Source organism: Microbacterium sp. ABR10 (genome assembly GCF_057812175.1).
In genome coordinates, this window is record NZ_CM173821.1 from 13,645 (window position 1) to 32,816 (window position 19,172).

Consider the following 19,172-nt stretch of genomic DNA (forward strand, 5'->3'; position numbering starts at 1 on the left):
GCTCAGCGGTCACCGAACCCACGGAACTAGAATCGCCCCGTGCAGACCGACACGCAGCCGCTGACCCGCCGTGATCGGCGTGCAGCGTCGACGCCTCCGCCCGCACCCGCCCCCCGTCGACGGGTGTCGGTCATCGGTGTGATCGGCGATCTGCTCGTCACGGCGGGGGTCCTCGTGCTGCTGTTCGTGGTCTGGCAGCTGTGGATCGGCGATGCCATCATCGGCGCCCAGTTCAAGGACGAAGGCAAACAGCTGAGTGAGCAATGGGCAGCCGATCCCCAGCTCCCGGCGCCCAGCGCCTCGGCCGCGCCCGACGCCCCCGACCAGCCCGCCGGCCCCCCGACGGCGGAGCCGCCCGCGCTGGAGCAGCCGGGCGACGCCGAGCGATTCGGCGTGGTCCACATTCCGAGATTCGGTCCCGACTACCTCTTCACCGTCGCGGGCGGTGTCAGCGCGTCGCGCACCCTCGACCCGATTGGGCTTGGACACTACCCCGACACCGCGATGCCCGGTGCCGTCGGCAACTTCGCCATCGCCGGGCACCGGGGCAGCCACGGTGCACCCTTCGCCGATCTGCCCTCGCTTCGCGTGGGAGACGCGGTCGTGGTCGAGACCGAAGAGGGGTGGTTCACCTACCGCTACCGCAACCTCGAGTACGTGCGGCCCGACGGTGTCGACGTTCTTCTCCCGCTGCCGCAGCAGCCACAGGTGCAGGCAACCGACCGCGTCATCACCATGACCACTTGCAGCCCGCGCTACGGCTTCTCGGAGCGCGCCATCGCGTACGGCGTCTTCGAGTCGTTCACGCCCCGCACCGACGCGGGTCCGCCGCTTTCCCTCACCACTGGAGCAGCCTGATGTATGGAGCCCTCTGGCGAGTCCTGCCCGGTCCCTGGTGGATCCGCCTCCTGATCGTCCTCGTGCTGCTTGCGGCGGTGCTGTACGGACTCTTCTTCTACGTCTTCCCCTGGGTGAGCGACATCGTCTATCCCCAGGAGGTCACGGTCGAGTGACCGCGTGGCGCGTCGCGGTCGTCGACAACCGCGACAGCTTCGTCCACACCCTCGCCGGTTACCTGCGTGACCTGGGTGCGGCAACCGTCCTGCGCACCTCGGATGACCCGGAACTTCCCGGTCGGATCGTGCGCGACGCCGACGCGATCCTCATCTCGCCCGGCCCGGGTCATCCGGATGACGCCGGCACCTCGGTCGAGGTGGTGCGAGCGGCTTACGCGGAGGGCATGCCGGTCCTCGGCGTCTGCCTCGGTCACCAGGCGATCGCCTCGGCGTTCGGCGCACGCGTGGGACACGCTCCCGAGCTGCTGCACGGGATCACCAGCATCATCCGCCACCAGGGTGCGGGGGTCTTTCACGATCTGCCCGACGGGTTCGTGGCGACCCGGTATCACTCCCTCGCCGTCGACCCCGGAACGCTTCCCGCCGAGCTCGAGGTGACCGCGCGCACCGAGGAGGGCGTGGTCATGGGCCTCCGGCACCGTCGGGCACCGATCGAGGGAGTGCAGTTCCACCCGGAAAGCGTGCTCACCGAGGGTGGTCACCTCTTGCTCGGGCGCTGGCTCGAAGATGCCGGTCTGCGCGGTGCAGCGGCGCGTGGCCGGGGTCTTCACCCCCGCGGGGTCAGGAACCTGAGCACACCGTCAGCGTGATCTCGCTGTGGACGGGCACCTCGCCCGGCGCCAGCGACTGCGTGGCGACCGTCGGCGGGGTTGCGGCCCGGCATCCGGGGTCGTCCTGCCGCTGTACCGTCAGCTGTTTCTCTTCCGACTCCAGCTCGCGCTGCGCCGCCTCGAGCGTGTACCCGGTGTAGTCGACGATCACGACCTGGCCGCTCGCGATGACGAGGTTGACCGTCGTGCCCTTCGCCACGGCAGAGCCGGACTCGAGGGTGGAGGAGATCACCGTTCCCTCGGCGAGGGCGGGATCGTTCTGCCGACGGATGGATCCGACCGTCAGACCCGCCGCCTCGAGGGAGGAGCGTGCTTCGTTCTCGTTGATGCCCTCGAGCGTGGGCACGGTGGCGGTGTCGGGACCGCTGGACACGTACACGGTGATCTTCTGGCCCGCGGCCACACTCGTGCCCGCTTCGGGCACGGTGCTCACCACGTTGCCCGCCGCGATCTCTTCGTCGGATTCGTTCACGCGGGCCGTTGTCAGCTGCTGCCCGGTCAGGGTCTCGGCGGCGCGTTCGTACGACATGTCGACGACGTTCGGCACCGTGAGCGAGGTCGTGGGCACCTCGTCGTTCGGCTGGATCTGCATCACCCAGATCAGCACGGCGACCAAGAGCACCGCGAGCACGCTGACGCCCGCCCAGATCCACGCCACGGGAGGACCCGCCTGCGTGCGACGCATCGTCGTGTCGGTGCTGAGCTGCCGCAGGGAGCGAGCGGTTTCCGCCGCCTGACGCGGGTTCGGTCCGTACAACTCGTTCGAGAGCGCCGACATCTGGCGCTTGGTGGGAGCCTTGCCGTCGGCGGTCTCATCCAGCGCCTCGCGGAAGCTCGCGGCATCCTGCGGACGCTGGAACGGGTCTTTCGCGAGGGCGCGGAGCACGATGGCATCCAGTGCCCGCGGGATGGACTCGTCGATCTCGCTGGGAGGGAGGGGAGCCTCGCTGACGTGCTGGTAGGCGACGGCGACCGGCGTGTCACCCCGGAACGGCGTGCGTCCCGTGAGCAATTCGTAGAGCACCACACCGGTGGAGTACAGGTCGGCACGGGCGTCGACCGATTCGCCCTTGGCCTGTTCGGGCGAGAAGTACGCGGCGGTGCCGACGATCGCCGTGGTCTCGGCGACGGTCGAGGACGAGTCGGAGACCGCGCGGGCGATGCCGAAGTCCATGACCTTCACGCGGCCGGACTCGGTGATCATGACGTTGCCCGGCTTGATGTCGCGGTGGACGACGCCGGCGCGATGTGAGTACTCCAGCGCTTCCAGGATGCCGTCGACGTAGCGCAGCGCGTCGTCGGTCGGCACCTTCCCCTGCCCGATGACGTCCTTCAACAGGCGCCCGTGCACGAGCTCCATCACGATGTACGGGACGGGGCGTTCGACACCGTCGACATCGGTCTCGGCGTCTTCGCCCGCATCGAACACGCGCACGATGGTGGGGTGCGCCATGCGCGATGCCGCCTGCGCTTCGAGCCGGAAACGCGTGCGGAAAGCCGCGTCGCCGGCCAGGTCGGACTTCAGGATCTTGATGGCGACCGTGCGGCCGAGCGTCTGGTCGTACCCGCGGTAGACGCTCGCCATCCCGCCGCGACCGATGAGGTCGTCGACACGATAGCGCCCGGAGAGGACGCGCGTCTCAGTGGTCACGAATGGAGCTCCTGGCGTGAAAACGGGTCGGTCAGTTGGACGCGGCCGTGGCGGTCGGCGTCGGCGAGGAGGAGGGGTTCCCGCCCGTGATCGACGCCGACGCTTCTCCCGAGGGACCTGCCTGACGGTCGGGGCTGCCCGAGCAGCTGACGGTGTAGGTGACCCGCAGCGTCTGGCCGGCGGAGTTGCTGACCTTCAGTGCGGCGTTGCGCGCGTCGGGCGGGAAGGACGACGTCGACTGACCGTTCGCATCGAACGTGCCGTTGGTCGCCGTGAAGTTGTACGAGGTCACCGAACCGGTACCCGACGGGCAGGTGTACTGCTGCCAGGCCACCTGGATGTCACTGCCGGCCGAGACCGACGCGCTCGGGAGGGTCGGCGTGCCGGGCGTCTCGAGCGGCGTCTGCTCCGCGTAGAAGCGCACCGTGATGGTGGTGCCCGCTTCGACTCCACCCGTCGGGTTCACGTTGTAGATGAGTCCGACGTCGCTCGCCTGGGTCGCCGCGTTGCCCACCTGGCAGTCGGCGACGAGGTCGTTCTCTTCGAGGATGGCTCGGGCGTCGTCGCACGTCTTGCCCTCGAGACCGAGGGACGACACCTCGACGCGCTGCGAGCTGGGCGTGGGCGTCGGCGTCGCCGAGGTCGGCGACGGCGTGGGCGTCGGCGAGGGGGCCGCGCTCGTGGGGACGGGCCCGGGCTCGCTCTGGTTGGAGATGACGTTGAAGAGCGTGACGCCCAGGACGAGGGCCAGCAGCGCGATCAGGGCGATCAGCGGCCACGTCCACCGCGAGCGCTTCTTCTGCGGGGCGGGGTCTTCTTCGATGTGCTCCTCGGTCAGCAGCGAGGTTGCCGCAGCCGGGGTCGGCATCAGCCGCGTCGCGGCGGACGTCTGGCCGGCGGTCAACAGCTGCGTGGCCTCGTCGGCGACCGCGGCACCCGCGGCGACGGCCGGTACGGCGGCGGTGGCCGCCGTGAGGTCTCCGCGACGGAGTGCCGTCGCTGCGCGCGACACGGCGGCCGAGGACGCGGGACGGTCTTCCGGCTTCTTGGCGATCATCGCCATCACGAGGTTCTGCACCGGCACCGGCACGGTGGGGGGCAGCGGCGCGGGCTGCTCGTTGATCTGGGCCATCGCGATGGCAACCTGCGACTCGCCCGTGAAGGGGCGCTTGCCGGCCAGGCTCTCGTACGCGACGATGCCCAGCGAGTACGTGTCGGTCGCGGGTGACGCGGGGTGGCCCGACGCCTGCTCGGGCGAAAGGTACTGCACGGTGCCCATGACCTGACCGGTCGCCGTCAGCGGCACCTGGTCGGCGATGCGAGCGATGCCGAAGTCGGTGATCTTTACCCGGCCGTCGGGCGTGATGAGCAGGTTTCCCGGCTTGATGTCGCGATGCACGAGACCGGCGGCGTGCGCGGCCTGGAGGGCTGCTGCGGTCTGGGCGACGATGTCGAGGGTCTTGTCGGTCGACAGCGACCCCTCGCGCTCGAGGATCGTGGAGAGCGCCTCACCGGGCACGAGCTCCATGACGAGGAAGGCGCTGCCGTCTTCCTCGCCGTAATCGAACACGCTCGCGATGCCCTCGTGATTGACGAGGGCTGCGTGCCGGGCCTCGGCGCGGAAGCGCTCGAGGAAACCGGGGTCGCCCATGTACTCGTCTTTGAGGATCTTGATCGCGACCGTACGTCCGATGACGTGGTCGGTCGCTTCCCAGACCTCGCCCATGCCGCCGATCGCGATCCGCGACTCGAGCTCGTACCGCCCGCCGAAGGTCACACCCTGTGTCGGTCTCATGTACCCAGCACCGCCTCCATGACCTTCTTCGCTATCGGGGCGGCGATCTCGTTGCCGCTCCCGCTCTGCCCCTGGCCTCCGCCGTTCTCGACGACCACGGCGACGGCGACCCGGGGGTCATCCGCCGGCGCGAAGCCGGTGAACCAGAGAGTGTAGGGACGGGAATCGTTCTCCGCGGTGCCGGTCTTACCCGCGACCGGGACCCCGTCTATTCTTGCATTCGATGCCGCGCCGTCCTGGACGTTCGCCGTCATCATCGACACCATCTGCGCCGCGATGTCGGTTTCGAGCGCCCGCCCGAATTCGCTGCTGCTTCCCTCGCTCGCGACCGACAGGTCGGGTCTGATCACCCGGTCGATCATGCGCGGATTCATGACCACGCCGCCGTTCGCGATGCCCGCAGACACCATGGCCATCTGCAGCGGCGTCGCGCGCACGTCGCCCTGACCGAAGCCGCTCAGGGCGGTCTGAGGAGCGTTGGGCGCGTCGGGATAAGTGGATGCCGTGGACTGCAGCGGCATCGAGAACTGCGTGTTGAAGCCGTACTTCTCGGCTTCGGCACGGATGGCGTCGTCGCCGAGATCGACCGCCAGTTCGGCGAACGGGATGTTGCAGCTGAGCCGCAGCGCCGTGGCGATGGTGACGGTGTCGCCTTCGCCGCACGTGCCGCCCCCGGCGTTGCTCACGACGTTCGTCGACTGGGGGAGCGTGTACGCCGCGAGGTTCGGGAAGGCCGAGTCGGGGGTGTACCGACCGGATGCGAGTGCGGCCGAGGCCACGACGAGCTTGAACGTCGAGCCGGGAGGGTTCAGATCGCCCTCGATGGCCCGGTTGTCGAGCGGCTTGGACGCGTCGGCGACGAGCTGGTCGTAGGCCGCGTTCACGGCATCCGTGTCGTGCGACGCGAGGGTGTTCGTGTCGAAGCTGGGCTTGGAGACCATCGCGAGGATGCGGCCCGTCGAGGGTTCGATCGCCACGACCGCGCCCTGCTGGTCACCGAGTGCATCCCAGGCCGCCTTCTGCACGCTCGCGTCGACCGAGAGTTCGACGTTGGCGCCGCGCGGCAGCTGGCCGGTGGCCGCGCGCTCGATGCGCGAGAAGTAGTCCGCATTGTCGGAGCCGCTGAGCACGCCGTTCTCGGTCGCCTCGATACGCGTCTTCGAGTCGAGCACCGGGTTCATATAACCGGTCACGGGCGCCCACATCGCGGCATCCGTGTACTGGCGCTGCCAACTGAACACATCGTCGGAGGGCACCGACGACGCGATGGCCGTGCCGCTGGCGATGATCGAACCGCGCTGCACCTCGTACGAGTCGTAAAGGGCACGCGTGTTGCCCGCCGTGTTCGTCAGGGCGCCGGCCTGGACGACCTGGATGATGCTCGTCGAGGTGAACAGGGCAAGGAACATCGCGAGCATGACGATGCTGAGGCGGCGGAGCTCCTTGGTCACGGTGCCTCCTTCGTCGTCGGGGCGGGTACGGGCGGGAGAGGACGTGTCATCAGCCGATCACCACCCGTGGGCGGCTGCGGACCGCATCGGAGATGCGCAACAGGAACGCCACGATGATCCAGTTCGCGATGAGCGAGGATCCACCGGCGGCGAGGAACGGCGTGGTCAGCCCGGTCAGGGGGATCACGCGAGTGACACCGCCGACCATGATGAACACCTGCAGCGCGATGGTGAACGAGAAGCCCGTCGCGAGGAGCTTTCCGAAGTCGTCTTGGCCGGCGAGTCCGATCCGGATGCCGCGACTGGTGAACACCATGTACAGCGCCAGGATCGCGAACAATCCCACGAGCCCGAGTTCTTCGCCGAGGCTGGGCACGATGTAGTCGCTCTGCGAGAGCGGCGTGATGTACGGACGCCCCTGCCCGAGGCCGGTGCCGAACAGGCCGCCGTGGGAGAGGCCGAAGATGCCCTGCACGAGCTGGTAGCTGCCGCCGTCGCGCTCGATGACTTCGGGGTCGAAGGCGCTCAGCCAGTTGGCGAAGCGTCCGTTGACGTAGGGAAGGACACGGGATGCCAGGAACGCACCGCTCGCGACCAGCACGAGACCGATGACCACCCAGCTCGTCTTGCCGGTGGCGACGTACAGCATCGCCACGAACATGCCGAAGATGAGCAGGCCCGTACCGAGGTCGCGCTGGAGCACGATGATGCCGAGCGAGACAAGCCAGATGATCAGCACGGGGCCGAGCTCGCGCGCGCGCGGCCACGTCATGAACAGGAAGCGCGTACCGGTGGAGGTGAGGCTCTCGCGCGTGCGTACGAGGTAGCCGGCGAAGAAGATCGCCAGGCAGATCTTCGCGAGCTCGCCCGGCTGGAACGAGACGAAGCCGAGTGAGACCCACACGTCGGCGTTCTGGTCTGTGCCGAGGCCCGGAACGAACGGCAGGAGCAGCAGCAGGATGCCGATGAGGCCCGACAGGTAGGTGTAGCGGAAGAGCACGCGGTAGTTGCGCACGAAGATCAGCACGGCGAGGGCGGCGACCATCGCGATCACAGCCCAGGCGATCTGGCGGTGGCCCGTGGCATCCCATCCGCTGGCCTGATCGGCCAGGTCGATGCGGTAGATCATCGCGATACCGAGACCGGTGAGGACGGTGGCGATGGGCAGCACGAACGGGTCGGCGTCGCGGGCGCGCAAGCGCAGCACGATGTGCGTGACGAGCGCCAGGACCGCGGGGATGCCCGCGAGGATGAGGAACCCGGTTTCGACGGCACCGGTCGCCCCGAGCTGGACGAGGGTGACCGCCGCACCGTAGACGGCGATGGCGAAGACGAGCAGTCCGAGCTCGCGGTTGCGCTGCGTGGCGGGTACTCGGATCTTCTTGAGGGCGCGCATGACGGCGGTGTCGGTGGACACGGCATCCGTCGACCGGGTGAGCTTCTGATCTGTCATCCGCTTACCTCCGGGGCGGGGCGCAGGCGATCGACGATGCTCTGGGCGTCGGCGAGCGAACCGGCCGAGATGGTGGTCTCCACCGTCTGCCGATCGAATTCCGACAGGTCGTCCAGTGCGACGTCGGTGTCTTCGTAGACCGTCGAGAGCGTGAGGGGGCCGATGGACTGCTGGATGCCGCGGTAGATGACGACCGAGTTCTCGTCGGCACCCACGTAATAACGCGTCTGGGTCCAGTTGTAGCCGGCGAACAGGCCGAGCCCGATGCCGGCTAGCACGATGAGCAGCGCCGCGAGCCAGCCGAACCGCCGGCGACGCGCGCGGCGACGGTCCTCTTCGATGAGCTCCTCGAGGAACTCGGCCGCGGGCTCGAAGTGCGTGGGCTCGTTCGCGACCTGACGGGCGTGGTGCAACCAGCCGCCGCGTCCGGTGCGCGCCGCGGGGACGACGACACCACTCGGGTTGGACGCCGAGCCGACGACCGTCGGGGTGCCGATGAAGACGGGGTGCTGACCTCCCACGTCGACCAGGACGACGGTGACGTTGTCGGGAGCGCCGCCGTCGAGCGCCTGCTTCAGCAGAGCGTCAGCCGTGCGCGCCGGTGGCATGCCCAGCGCGAGGGTCTTGGCGGTGTGGTCGTCGTCGACGACCCCCGACAGTCCGTCGGAGCACAGCAGCCAACGGTCGCCGTCCTGCGTCGGCATGATGAAGCTGTCGACCTCGGGGTCGGGGTCCATGTCGCCGAGCACGCGCATGAGCACGGAGCGCCGCGGGTGGTAGCGCGCCTCCTCCGGGGTGATGCGGCCCGAGTCGACCAGGCGCTGCACGAAGGTGTGGTCGGCGGTGATCTGGGTGAGCGTGTCGTCGCGGTAGAGATAGATGCGCGAGTCGCCGATGTGGCCGATGACGGCGTAATCGTCGACCATGACCAGCGCGCTCACGGTAGTCCCCATGCCCGCGAGTTCGGGGCGGCGTCCCACCGTGTCGATCAGCTCGGTCGCGGTGTCGGCCAGGGCGTCGCGAATGGCGTGCTCGGCATCGGTCGGCGAGCGGAACGGCTGGTCCAGCTCGGTGAGGCGACCGATGGCCAGGCTCGAGGCCACGTCGCCGCCCGCGTGCCCGCCCATACCGTCGGCGACCACGAAGAGATTGGACCCGGCGTAACCGGAGTCCTGGTTGTTGGAGCGCACCTTGCCCGTGTGGGAGATGGCGGCGCTCGAGCCCTGGAAGACCATGGAGGTGGCTTACGTCCTCAACTCGAACGTCGTCGCGCCGACCTTGATCGGAGCACCCACCTTCACCTGCACGGGAGCCGCCACGCGCGTACCGTCGTGAGAGGTGCCGTTCGTGGAGTCGAGGTCTTGCAGCATCCACTGTTCGCCCCAGAGCACGAGGCGAGCGTGATGGCTGGAGGTGTAGTCGTCGCGAATGACGAGGCCGGATTCGCTCGAGCGTCCGATCGTGAGCGGCTCGGTGCCGAGCGGCAGCTCGAGCCCTGCCTTCGGGCCGCTCGTGATGACGATGCGCGAGACGGTCGCGGTGGTGGCGAGCCCGCCCGCCGGGGCGGGGACCGGTGCGGAGGGACGCTTGACCTGGGTGGTCACGGCATCGGGCGAGGCCACGGGGGCCGCGGCCGCCGGAGCGGGGGATGCCACCGGCTCGGGGAGCTTACGCACTTTGACGCCGAAGAGGTCGGCGCGCAGGGAGTAGACGACACCGAACACGAAGAACCACAGCAGGACGAGGAAGCCGCCCTGCAGAAGAAGAAGAGTCAGTTGACTCATGACTGGGGTCCCCGTTCCCGGACGTCGAAGATGCTCGTGGCGTCGGGCGCCTGCGGGCGCCGCGGCGGCTGCGCCTGCGCGACCACACGGAACACGATATTGGTGCGGCCGATCGAGATCGTCGAATCGGGCGGCAATGCCGCCTCGGACACCTTGTGGCCGTTGAGGGTCGTGCCGTTGGTCGAACCGAGGTCTCGGACCATTGCGCGCTCGCCGTCCCAGAGGATCTCGACGTGTTTGCGGCTGGTGCCGGCGTCGGGGATGGTGATGTCGGCATCGCTGCCACGGCCGATCACCGTGCGCGATCCCGTGAGCGGATGCCGCGTGCCGTCGATGTCGACGACCCCACGCCAGGCGATGCGGCCCTCGGTGGTCTGCGAGTCGACGCGCAGCGTTCCGGTCGACAGGGAGGCGTCGCGCTCGATCGAGATGGCGACGGGGCCGGCGAACGAGTAGCCCTGAGTGCGCGCGTGCTTCTTGACCAGGGTGTCGAGTTCGGAGACGAGGGTCGAGCCGAGTGCACTCATCTTCTCGTCGTCCGCGGGGGAGAGGCGGACCGCGAAGGTGTTGGGGGCCAGGATGCGATCACGCGTGACGACAACGGCCTTCTTGTCGAGCTCGCTGCGCAACGCGGCGGCGATCTCCACCGGCTGGATGCCGCTGCGGAAGGTCTTCGCGAACGCACCATTGACGGCGCGTTCGAGACCTTTCTCGAAACTGTCGAGTAGTCCCACGAGACTCCTTCGGGCAGGCAGACCAGTAGGCACATCGTAGTCAGCACGGCTGGACAGGTCATGGATGCCGCTTGCGGAGCCTGCGTTTCGTGACGCGGTGGCCGCCGTGATATTCTCGGGAAGTTGGTCGCGTGGCATCCTCGATGCCCCGCACGCGCGAGTGGCGGAATAGGTAGACGCGCTGGCTTCAGGTGCCAGTGCCTTCACGGGCGTGGGGGTTCAAGTCCCCCCTCGCGCACACAACGAAGAAGGCCCCGGGTTCATCCCGGGGCCTTCTTTGTTGTCTGGGGGAGCGGGGGGTTCGCCACCCGTGCGGGTGGGCCCGCACCGCCGGAGGCTCCGCGCCGCGAGGAGGAGCGCTCACGGGTTGATCCCGGAACGCTCCTTTCTCCCCGCAGGTTCGGCCGACACCGAGACGCAGCTCGGGAGATCGGTGCGCCACAGCGAGACGGTGACGCCCGCCCGCGAGCGCCCGGACCTGGCCGCCGTGCGCGGTGAGCGCACGTGCGACATCGAGAGCCCACGATCTCCACGGTGAGGTCTCGACCGTCGGCACGCGCACCCCGCCGAACGCGCGCGCGGTCAGGCGGCGCCGTAGTGCTGCTGTCGCGAGTTCGTTCCCTGTGACGCGTACGCGTCGAGCACAGCGTCACTGATCCGACCGCGATCGGACACCTCGAGGTTGTTGGCCCGTGCCCATTCCCGGATCGCACGCCGCTTCATCGTGCGCTGCGATCTCGTCAGATGACGGGCGTTCTCGAAGCCCTCGGTCCTGGCGGCGGCGATGAACGGTGCCAGAGCCTCTCGGAGCTTCTCGGTGTTGCCTCGCGTCAAATCGATGGAGTATTGAACTCCCTCGAGAGCAAATGACACCGGGGTGGAATCCAAGTCCAACTCGGATCCGTCCAAGTCGTCGAGTCGACGAAAAATCTGCTCGAGTGCCACAGCACTCCCCTCCCATTGTGCCCCCACACAAGACCAATCATAGCGGCCGATCTCTCGATTTCCAGGGGTCGTTGATCGAGTCGAGATCATGTATATGAATCGACCTCGACGCGCCGCTGAGCCGGACAGGCCACGGCGCTGAGCCCGGCATCCGAGAAAACTCGCGAGTTTCTGCGCCTGCACCGTCGCGTGCCCGCGCGACACACAGAATTCGGGGCGCTGCGCAACCCACCCCCGAAAATCGCTTCCTGGGAGGAACCTGGACATAACGAGAGCCTGCCCACGGGTGGGCATCGGTTCACACTCGCGAAAGGAACAAAAATGGGATTCCTCGGATTTCTCCTCCTCGGCCTCATCGCCGGCGCCATCGCCAAACTGATCCTCCCCGGCAAGCAGGGCGGCGGATGGCTCATCACGCTCGTCCTCGGTGTCGTGGGAGCGCTGCTCGGTGGCTTCCTGGGTAGCGTGCTCTTCAACGCCCCCCTGGAGAACTTCTTCTCCATTCAGACCTGGCTCCTGGCCATCGGCGGTTCGATCATCGTCCTGCTGATCTACGGCCTCATCGTCGGACGTCGCGCCTCGCGCTGACGATCTGAGGAAGGCCCGGGGCGGTGGGACCGCGCCCCGGGCCTTTCGTCGTTCCGGCCCCCCGTCAACCCGGGCCCCTCTCGGACTGCTCCTTCCATACGGTGGGCTCATGCCCCATGACACCCCCTCTGCGCAGACGATCGTCCGCCGCATCGTTCAGACGGCGTCGGCCGATGTCGAATCCACCGAAGCCGCAGCCCTCGCCGACGTGCCCGATGGATTGCACCAGCACCGCACCGTCGTACGGAGGCTGCGAAGCGTCGTCACGGCGTTTCGACGGATCATGCCGGCAGGGGAGACCCGTGAGTTGAACGAGGCCCTGAAGACGTGGGGTCAGTTGCTCGGCCACGCGCGCGACGCCGAGGTGCGCGCGGAACGCGCCGAAGACGCCCTGATGGAAACCGGAGTGGACGATGCCGACGCGCGTCGCCGGCTCGTGGGCGACGAACGTGCGGCATACTGCCACCTCCATGCGCGAGTCGTCGCGGCGCACGAGACAGAGGAGTCCCGCGCCCGCACCCAGCTCGTTCGCGAAGCAGGACTGCGCCTCGAACTCGACGACGCCGACGCCAAGTCGAAGAAGGTCTTCCGTCGTCTCCTTCACGGGGAGGCCGACCGTGTCGCACGAGCGGCGCGACGCAGCGACGGCTCGATCGAGCGCCTTCACGACGTGCGCAAGGCCGCGCGTCGGCTGCGCTACCTCGCTGAAGCCGTCGACCGCGCTGATCCTGAGCTGCTCGGCGGCGACGCTCGACGCGTGGGACGCTCCGCGAAGCGCGTGCACAAACTGTTGGGGCATCACCGCGACGACCTGCTGCTGGCCGAACGTGCGAACGACCTCCACCGCCGTGCCTTCACCGCGCAGGAGGACACTCGTCCCTATGACGCGGTCGCCGCGCTCGCGGCCGAGCGGGCCGAGGCCCACCTGAAGGATGTGCCGAAAGCCCTCAAGACGGTGAAGAAGGCGGCCAGGCGCCTGGGCTGACCCACCGCGGACGCCGATGCTCCGTCGCCCCCGTCTCTCGTTCCTCGTCGTCCTGATCGTCGGCGGGGCGGTCGCGTCGATCGCGGTATGGCCCGGGAATGTCGGCGTACTGATGGTCCGCGGGTGGGGCGTGCCCGGCCGATCGTCGCGACGCTCACGCGCCGGTGAGCGCCGGCGTCACTCGAGGGTCGGGGGCAGGACGTAGACGACGTCGTCACCGTCGCGTCGGTGCTCGACGAAGCCGATGCGTGCGAGGACGTCGTGGGACGGCTCGTCGCTCGCGGCGACGCACGCGTACAGCGGCCGCTCGGCTTCTCGCGCGGTCAGCAGACGCAGTGCCTCGGTGGACGCGTCGCCCTCGGTGTCGGGTGCGACGGCGAGAAGGACCTCCCGGTCGCCGTCGACGTCCAGCGCCGCGGCGATGCCGACCACCGAGGCATCCTGGACGATGGCGAGAGCGACGACATCGGTGCGATCCGTCCACGCGTCGAACGAGGGGCGATCGTCGAACGTGGCACGCGGCCACGCGGATCCGCTGGCGTGAACGGCCGAGAACACGGCATCCCGGTCGTCGTCGTGAAGATCGCGTAGCTCGATGTGCGGCATCCCGTCACGCTAGCGGCGCCGGACGACGCCACCGCCGCACTTGTGCGGTCAGGAGAAACCGTGCAGAGCGAGGAACGTCCAGGTGGCGCCGTTCGCGTCGCGCGCGGCGACCTGCGTGCGCAGGTGATGGAAGAGCGGCTCGCGCGTGTCGTCGGAGATGCTCTCCCAACCGTCGAGATTGCGTCGCAGGACCAGGTCGGTCTGCTCCAACGCCCGAGAGAAGACGATGTTGCCGGATGCGGCTGCCATGTGGGCGTAGAACGTCAGGACGGCGGTGACGTACGACCGCGAGGTCTCGGCGTCGCGCATGCGATCGACGAGGACGACGGCGACATCGATCTCGTCGTCGGTGCACCGCGCCAAAGCCACGCGGACGGCACCTGCGATGGTGTGGGCGGCGTACTCGCGCATGTCGACACGGGCTCGGTCGGTGACTTCGGACACCCGCGTGTACCGGTTGGCCGCGATCTCGACGAGGCCGATACGCTCCAGCTTCTGCAGGGCCTCGCGCACCGGCGTGCGGGAGATGCCCATCAGTTGCGCCAGCTCAACGTCGCGCAATCGGTCTCCCGGCCGTAGACGACCGTCGACGATCGCCCCGCCGAGGGCACGATACGCCTCGTCGACGAGGGCCGAAGCGCGGCGGCGATCATCCATCAGGCGGAGTTTACGGCTTCCAGATATCACAGAACATCGACATAAGTTACTGTTTCTTCGATTTCGTGTCGCGCGCACGCCTCGACGCCGGTATTGTCATCACGTCACGCTTGCGTGGCATATCCGGGGGGATCCGTCGACGCCCGGGCTTTGAGCCCTGCTCAGCCCGGGCGTCGTATGGGCTCCGGGTGTGCGAGGCCCCGTTCCGGCTCACGCAACGTTTGTGTCACAGTGCCGTGCGCACGGCGAATCCGCCCGTTACCGTGGGGGCACAGTCCGGCGCGCTCGGTGTCGGCTCGAGCGGGAAACGGCATCAGGATGAGCACGCAGGGCACGGTCAAGTGGTTCAACTCGGAGAAGGGCTTCGGCTTCATCGCCCCGGATGACGGCGGGCAGGATGTGTTCGCCCACTACAGCGCCATCCAGTCGGGCGGCTATCGCTCGCTCGAGGAGAACCAGCGCGTCGAGTTCGAGGTCGCCCAGGGCCCGAAGGGCCTGCAGGCGGAGGACATCCGCCCGCTCTGACCTCCTCGCACTCCGAAGCGGATGCGCCCCGGCCGACAACTGCGTCGTCCGGGGCGTTTCAGTTGTCGGACCGGACGAGATCCACCCCGGCGGCCGCGAACTGCCGGATCGTCGCGTGCGGGAGGAACGCCCGTGTGAGAGCGGCACCGATGCGCGTGAGATCCGCCTCATCGCGGTAGAGCAGGTACATGGTCTCGTAGCGCGGGTGGAACTTCTGCTTGAAGCGGTGCAGCGAGGCGAAGCCGTACACGGGTTCGAGTGCGTCGGCCATGCGCTTCTGCAGGTCGGCGATGACACCGGCATCCGCGGGGTACTCGTGCGCCAGCGGCGCCCCCGACAGCGACATCACCTCAGCACCCTCGGCGGAGAACTGTCGGGCGGATGCGCCGATGAGGAACTCCATCACAGGGCCGAAGCCGCCATCGCGGCGTCGCATGAGGTCGAGGGTCCATCCGCGGATCGCACCATCGCCGTAGATGGGCAGCCACGACAGGAACCCGTCGACGTCTCCGGCGGGCGACACCGCGAGGGCGATCCGCACCTCGGGGTCGGATGCCTCGTGCAACGTGCCGAGCGTGAAGCCCATCTCGGGCAGGCCCTTGTCGCCCACCCAGCTCTCGGAGATCGCACGCAGCTGTTGGCGGACACCCCAGCTCTCGTCGCTCAGTCGGGAGAGGCGGAACGTCATGCCCTCGCGCTCAGCACGGTTCAGTGAAGTGCGCACCGCCCACCACGCCTTGCCGGTGAACTGCAGGCCAGGGAGGTCGACTACCGTGTCGTCGGCCACGACGATGCTGCGCCATCCGCTCGGCACGGCGGCGAAGGTCTCCGCGCCGGCGCTGAAGAAGCACGGGGCCAGCCCCGCCGCTTCGGCGCGGTCGATGAAGGTGCGAACCGTGTCGGCTCGTGCGTCGGCCGGACCGAGCGGGTCGCCGAGCGCCAACGCGACGCCGGAGCGCCGTTGATACGCCACGATGCCGCGGCCGAAGCGGGCGTACGACATGCCGTCCCACGTCGTCATCCACGACAGGGTCCCGCCACCGGTGGCGCTCAACTCCTTCTTGACGTCGTCGGGCGTCGGTGTCGGGATGTCACCGAGGGCAGCGCGTGGACGGGCGCGGAACGCCGCTCGCACCAGCACGAAGTAGACCGACGCCACGATCCACAACGCCGACGAGGCCAGGACGCTGGTGACATCGGCATCCAGGTCGGCCTCGATGCCGCTCACTCCGGACAGGAGCAGGACGGCGACGACGAGCGCAACCAGGGCGAAGTTCAGGGCGCAGTAGACCATCACGACGACCCACGCCCACCGGCGGCCGCGTCGCAGGGCGGTGGCCACGAGGAGGACAATCGCCGTGTTCACCGCGACGTCGATCCACGACCCCGAGACCGCCGCGGAGGTGCCGAACGGGCCGGTCATGGGCGCGATATAGCCGAGGATCTCGATGGCCCCGAGCGCGCACAGCACGACGAAGGCCACCAGGCGCTGTTCGCGAACGCTCACACGCTGCGGGCGCAACGATCGGTCGACGGCGAGGACCAGCAGCACCGCGAGGACGTGCTCGAGGTCGGGCAGCGAGCCGTAATAGAAGAACGACACGAGCAGCACGGCGAGGAAGACCGTCCAGACGCGCAGACGCCACGGGGAGGGGAGCAGCGCGAGCGCGGCGGCGAGGCACGCGAACAGGCCGCCCGACGGACCGACGTCGAGGGCGGCTGCCTGCTGCTGTGCCCACGACCACGGCAGGAGCGCGGCTCCCCACAGGAACACCGAGGCCGCGAGGACGGAGAACAGCTGGCCCCCGGCGAAGGTGATCGCTGCGGCGCGGGAGCCCCGGCGCGCCTCGAGGAACCCCATCGCCGCGAGAATCGGGATGCCGGCCGCATAGACCCAGGGGGAGTCGACGAAGAAGGTGCCGGTGATCGGCGTCCACCATCGACCGGCCGAGAGGGCGGGCAGCCCGTAGGCGACCGAGGAGAACAGGTCGGAGTCGGCGAAGGGCCGCCGCAGGCTGCCGGAGAACAGTCCCACCAGCAGCAGGATGCCGGCGAGCGTCAGCGTGACCGGGACGCGCCTCGCCACCGCGAGCGAGCGAGCGACGAGGGTCTTCTGCGCCATGCCGCCCACCATAGGGCACGCGTGCGTCGTGACGTGAGGCGGCGAAGGGGGCTGCGCCTCAGACGGGTGTCAACGCGGGGTGGACCAGGTGGGTGGGGTCAGCGCGGGGTGGACCAGGTGGGTGGGGACAGCGCAGGGCGGACCAGGCGGCGGGTCAGCGCAGGGCGGACCAGGCGGCGCGGGCGGCGGTGAGCGCCTGCGTGGCGTCGGTGGCGGCGCGGGCCTCGGCGAGGTGGCGCCGCGCGCGTTCCACCCGCAGGCGCTGGGCGATGCGGTCGGCGTCGTTTGGCGCCTCATCGCGCTTCTCGTCGGCCGCGTGGATGGCCGTTCCGTCGGCTGTCTCGGCAGTCGCCCGCGGAGCGGCTTCTGCGACTGTCTCGGCGGCGGCGAGGGCCGCGCGGGCACAGGCAAGCGTTCCGGGGAGCGCCGTGCGAGCGGCCTCGACACGTCGGCGCATGCTGACGGCGGCGTCGAGGAGCTCGTCGCGCTCTTCGCGCACGCGTGCAACGGTGGCGACGGCTTCGCGTGGGCGTCGAGACGCCGCGGCGGCAGCGTCGTCGAGTTCGACAGCCGCCGCACGAAGGCGCTCGGCTGCTCCCGGCCGGCAGGCTTCGGGACGGGCGGTGGCCACATCGATCGCCTCGCGGATCTCGGCGCGTGCGGCGGCCACCTCGGCGTCGGCGTTTCCGGCGGCCTGGAGGGCGATGCGGTGGCCGTCTTCGACCTCGCGAAGGTAGCGTGCGGCGAGGCGCAGAGCCACGGTGGCGCGGAAGATGTGGCCGCCCTCGGCCTCCCCCTCAGCGCGTCGGAGGGCGTCGTCGGCGTCGGCCAGAGCGCTTCTCGCTCGATCCGTCGCCACGGCAGCCTCGGACCAGTCATCGTCGTCGAAGCGCGCGCGCAGAGCGCCGACGAGCGGCTCGGGGTCACCCGATGTCGCGACCAGATCATCGCGACGGCGACGCGCGGCCGCGAGCAGACCGGCGGGTGAGCGGTTCTCGCGCTCCCACTCCGCGAGGCGGGCGCGTACCGCGGAGACCTGCGTGCGCTGCGCATCGAGCGCCCCGTGCAACCGCCGCGCCTGGTCGCGCCGGCGAGCGGCCACGCCGGTGTCGGCCTCGAGCACCAACAGGTCGCCGAAGCCCCGATCGCGGGCGCGGTGCGCCGTGGTGCGGGCGCGACGCAGCTCGGTGGGGACGTCGTCGGCATCGAGCGCGTCGGCGGCCTCGAAGGCGAGGTCGAGATCGTCGACGTCGTCATCGAGTGCGAGCAGGGCGACCGCCGCACCCGACACCGTCTGACCGGCGGCCGCACGGCTGCGGGGAGACCGGCGCTGCACGCGGACGGCGATGACGACGACCGCCACCACGAGGGCGGCGGCGGCGAGGGCGATCGCCGTCGGCACCGCCCACGCGAGATCAGGCATCGGCATCGGGCGCGTCACCGACGAGGAGCAGGGCACGAAGCTGATCGACGTCGTCGACGGCCGCCTGGGCGCCCTCGGCCTCGTGCGGCCAGCTGAAGCCCCACCGTACGAAGATCACCGGCACGCCGGCATCCTGACCGCCTTCGACGTCGTGGTGCCGATCGCCGATCAGCACGGGGCGCGACGTGTCCACCCCGGCGACGTCGAGCCGACGGAGCGCTTCGCGCACGATGTCGGACTTGGCGCTCAGCGTGCGCTCGTCGAGGGTCGCGCCGACCATGGCCTCCAGATCGGGGGCCAGACCGAAATGGTCCATCAGCGCCACGACCTGCACCTCGGGCTTCGAGCTCGCCGTCGACTGAGGGATCCCTGCCGCGTGCAGGTCGTGCACCAGCTCGCCGACCCCCGGATACAGCCGCGCGCTGACCGTGTAGCCCTCGCTCTTGTTCAAGCCACGGTAGAACGCGACGGCCTCGACGGCCTGCTCGGGAGTCATGCCGACGTTCACCTGGAACGACTCGAACATGGGCGGGCCGATCCAGTGCGACAGCTCGCCCCGCGTCGGCGGCGTGCGCCCGAAGTGGTCGAGCGTGGTCGTCAGGCGGCGGAGGATCCCCTCGGACGCGTCGACGAGGGTTCCGTCGACGTCCCACAGGACGCACGAGAAGGGAGAGCGTTCGGGCATGCGTCCACGCTACCGGCGCGGTGTGCCGGTAGGCCGTCGGATGCCGTGGTGCGGAGTCGCGACGTGGACGATCTTCGAGGA

19 protein-coding genes and 1 tRNA gene are annotated in these 19,172 nt (G+C 69.2%); 7 read left to right on the forward strand and 13 right to left on the reverse strand.

What is annotated here, in order from left to right; all coding sequences use genetic code 11:
* Window positions 1-39: 39 nt before the first annotated feature.
* From ACXKZF_RS00080 to ACXKZF_RS00090, 3 genes are read left to right on the forward strand one after another with little or no spacing between them, the layout of a single operon-like run.
* Window positions 40-858: a class E sortase gene (locus ACXKZF_RS00080; RefSeq protein ID WP_488984976.1), complete on the forward strand. Its 819-nt coding sequence runs from the start codon at window positions 40-42 to the stop codon at window positions 856-858.
* Window positions 858-1,013 carry a hypothetical protein gene (locus ACXKZF_RS00085; RefSeq protein ID WP_200936071.1) on the forward strand — a complete coding sequence of 52 codons (156 nt, stop codon included), beginning with the start codon at window positions 858-860 and terminating at the stop codon, window positions 1,011-1,013. Before ACXKZF_RS00080 ends, ACXKZF_RS00085 begins: the two co-directional genes overlap by 1 nt.
* Window positions 1,010-1,666 carry an anthranilate synthase component II gene (locus ACXKZF_RS00090; protein WP_488984977.1) on the forward strand — a complete coding sequence of 219 codons (657 nt, stop codon included), beginning with the start codon at window positions 1,010-1,012 and terminating at the stop codon, window positions 1,664-1,666. Before ACXKZF_RS00085 ends, ACXKZF_RS00090 begins: the two co-directional genes overlap by 4 nt.
* On the opposite strand, the gene pknB is transcribed toward ACXKZF_RS00090, so the two are convergent.
* Genes pknB through ACXKZF_RS00125 form a run of 7 tightly spaced genes read right to left on the reverse strand, consistent with a single transcriptional unit; the run spans window position 1,638 to window position 10,555 of the window.
* Window positions 1,638-3,338 (reverse strand): Stk1 family PASTA domain-containing Ser/Thr kinase, encoded by a 1,701-nt coding sequence (gene pknB, locus ACXKZF_RS00095; RefSeq protein WP_488984978.1) that lies wholly within the window; start codon window positions 3,336-3,338, stop codon window positions 1,638-1,640. The two genes, ACXKZF_RS00090 and pknB, sit on opposite strands and share 29 nt — an antisense overlap.
* A gap of 31 nt (window positions 3,339-3,369) precedes the next feature.
* Window positions 3,370-5,133, reverse strand: coding sequence for a serine/threonine protein kinase (locus ACXKZF_RS00100; protein WP_488984979.1), 1,764 nt, complete (start codon window positions 5,131-5,133; stop codon window positions 3,370-3,372).
* A complete protein-coding gene (locus ACXKZF_RS00105) occupies window positions 5,130-6,584 on the reverse strand; it encodes a peptidoglycan D,D-transpeptidase FtsI family protein (RefSeq protein WP_055952762.1) in 1,455 nt (484 codons plus the stop codon). The genes ACXKZF_RS00100 and ACXKZF_RS00105 overlap by 4 nt, the downstream gene beginning before the upstream one ends.
* A 49-nt stretch (window positions 6,585-6,633) precedes the next feature.
* On the reverse strand, window positions 6,634-8,037 hold the full coding sequence (locus ACXKZF_RS00110) for an FtsW/RodA/SpoVE family cell cycle protein (protein ID WP_055952765.1): 1,404 nt from the start codon (window positions 8,035-8,037) through the stop codon (window positions 6,634-6,636).
* Complete coding sequence (locus ACXKZF_RS00115; RefSeq protein ID WP_055952767.1) at window positions 8,034-9,272, reverse strand: PP2C family protein-serine/threonine phosphatase; 1,239 nt, start codon at window positions 9,270-9,272, stop codon at window positions 8,034-8,036. Before ACXKZF_RS00115 ends, ACXKZF_RS00110 begins: the two co-directional genes overlap by 4 nt.
* 9 nt (window positions 9,273-9,281) lie before the next feature.
* Window positions 9,282-9,821 carry an FHA domain-containing protein FhaB/FipA gene (locus tag ACXKZF_RS00120; protein ID WP_488984980.1) on the reverse strand — a complete coding sequence of 180 codons (540 nt, stop codon included), beginning with the start codon at window positions 9,819-9,821 and terminating at the stop codon, window positions 9,282-9,284.
* Window positions 9,818-10,555 carry an FHA domain-containing protein gene (locus ACXKZF_RS00125; protein ID WP_488984981.1) on the reverse strand — a complete coding sequence of 246 codons (738 nt, stop codon included), beginning with the start codon at window positions 10,553-10,555 and terminating at the stop codon, window positions 9,818-9,820. Before ACXKZF_RS00125 ends, ACXKZF_RS00120 begins: the two co-directional genes overlap by 4 nt.
* A 154-nt stretch (window positions 10,556-10,709) precedes the next feature.
* Between ACXKZF_RS00125 and ACXKZF_RS00130 the strand changes: the two genes are divergently transcribed.
* A tRNA-Leu gene (locus ACXKZF_RS00130) sits at window positions 10,710-10,793 on the forward strand.
* A gap of 344 nt (window positions 10,794-11,137) precedes the next feature.
* On the opposite strand, the gene ACXKZF_RS00135 is transcribed toward ACXKZF_RS00130, so the two are convergent.
* Complete coding sequence (locus ACXKZF_RS00135; protein WP_488984982.1) at window positions 11,138-11,500, reverse strand: histone-like nucleoid-structuring protein Lsr2; 363 nt, start codon at window positions 11,498-11,500, stop codon at window positions 11,138-11,140.
* Window positions 11,501-11,821: 321 nt separating this feature from the next.
* Here ACXKZF_RS00135 and ACXKZF_RS00140 point away from each other — a divergent pair, with 321 nt between their 5' ends.
* On the forward strand, window positions 11,822-12,088 hold the full coding sequence (locus ACXKZF_RS00140; RefSeq protein WP_488984983.1) for a GlsB/YeaQ/YmgE family stress response membrane protein: 267 nt from the start codon (window positions 11,822-11,824) through the stop codon (window positions 12,086-12,088).
* A gap of 109 nt (window positions 12,089-12,197) precedes the next feature.
* A complete protein-coding gene (locus ACXKZF_RS00145; protein ID WP_488984984.1) occupies window positions 12,198-13,073 on the forward strand; it encodes a CHAD domain-containing protein in 876 nt (291 codons plus the stop codon).
* A gap of 177 nt (window positions 13,074-13,250) precedes the next feature.
* Here ACXKZF_RS00145 and ACXKZF_RS00150 read toward each other — a convergent pair whose 3' ends face one another.
* Both ACXKZF_RS00150 and ACXKZF_RS00155 read right to left on the reverse strand, forming a co-directional pair.
* Window positions 13,251-13,679, reverse strand: a complete 429-nt coding sequence (locus ACXKZF_RS00150; RefSeq protein ID WP_488984985.1) for a GNAT family N-acetyltransferase — start codon at window positions 13,677-13,679, stop codon at window positions 13,251-13,253.
* 48 nt (window positions 13,680-13,727) lie between these two features.
* Window positions 13,728-14,336 (reverse strand): GntR family transcriptional regulator, encoded by a 609-nt coding sequence (locus tag ACXKZF_RS00155; protein ID WP_243223009.1) that lies wholly within the window; start codon window positions 14,334-14,336, stop codon window positions 13,728-13,730.
* 318 nt (window positions 14,337-14,654) lie between these two features.
* Between ACXKZF_RS00155 and ACXKZF_RS00160 the strand changes: the two genes are divergently transcribed.
* Window positions 14,655-14,861, forward strand: a complete 207-nt coding sequence (locus tag ACXKZF_RS00160; RefSeq protein ID WP_055952808.1) for a cold-shock protein — start codon at window positions 14,655-14,657, stop codon at window positions 14,859-14,861.
* 58 nt (window positions 14,862-14,919) lie between these two features.
* Here ACXKZF_RS00160 and ACXKZF_RS00165 read toward each other — a convergent pair whose 3' ends face one another.
* The 3 genes from ACXKZF_RS00165 to ACXKZF_RS00175 form a co-directional block, all read right to left on the reverse strand.
* The gene (locus ACXKZF_RS00165; protein ID WP_488984986.1) at window positions 14,920-16,983 is read right to left on the reverse strand and encodes a bifunctional lysylphosphatidylglycerol flippase/synthetase MprF; all 2,064 of its coding nucleotides are present in this window, start codon (window positions 16,981-16,983) and stop codon (window positions 14,920-14,922) included.
* A 154-nt stretch (window positions 16,984-17,137) separates the two neighbouring features.
* Window positions 17,138-18,412 carry a hypothetical protein gene (locus ACXKZF_RS00170; protein ID WP_488984987.1) on the reverse strand — a complete coding sequence of 425 codons (1,275 nt, stop codon included), beginning with the start codon at window positions 18,410-18,412 and terminating at the stop codon, window positions 17,138-17,140.
* The gene (locus ACXKZF_RS00175; RefSeq protein ID WP_314456493.1) at window positions 18,399-19,091 is read right to left on the reverse strand and encodes an HAD hydrolase-like protein; all 693 of its coding nucleotides are present in this window, start codon (window positions 19,089-19,091) and stop codon (window positions 18,399-18,401) included. Before ACXKZF_RS00175 ends, ACXKZF_RS00170 begins: the two co-directional genes overlap by 14 nt.
* Window positions 19,092-19,172: the final 81 nt, after the last annotated feature.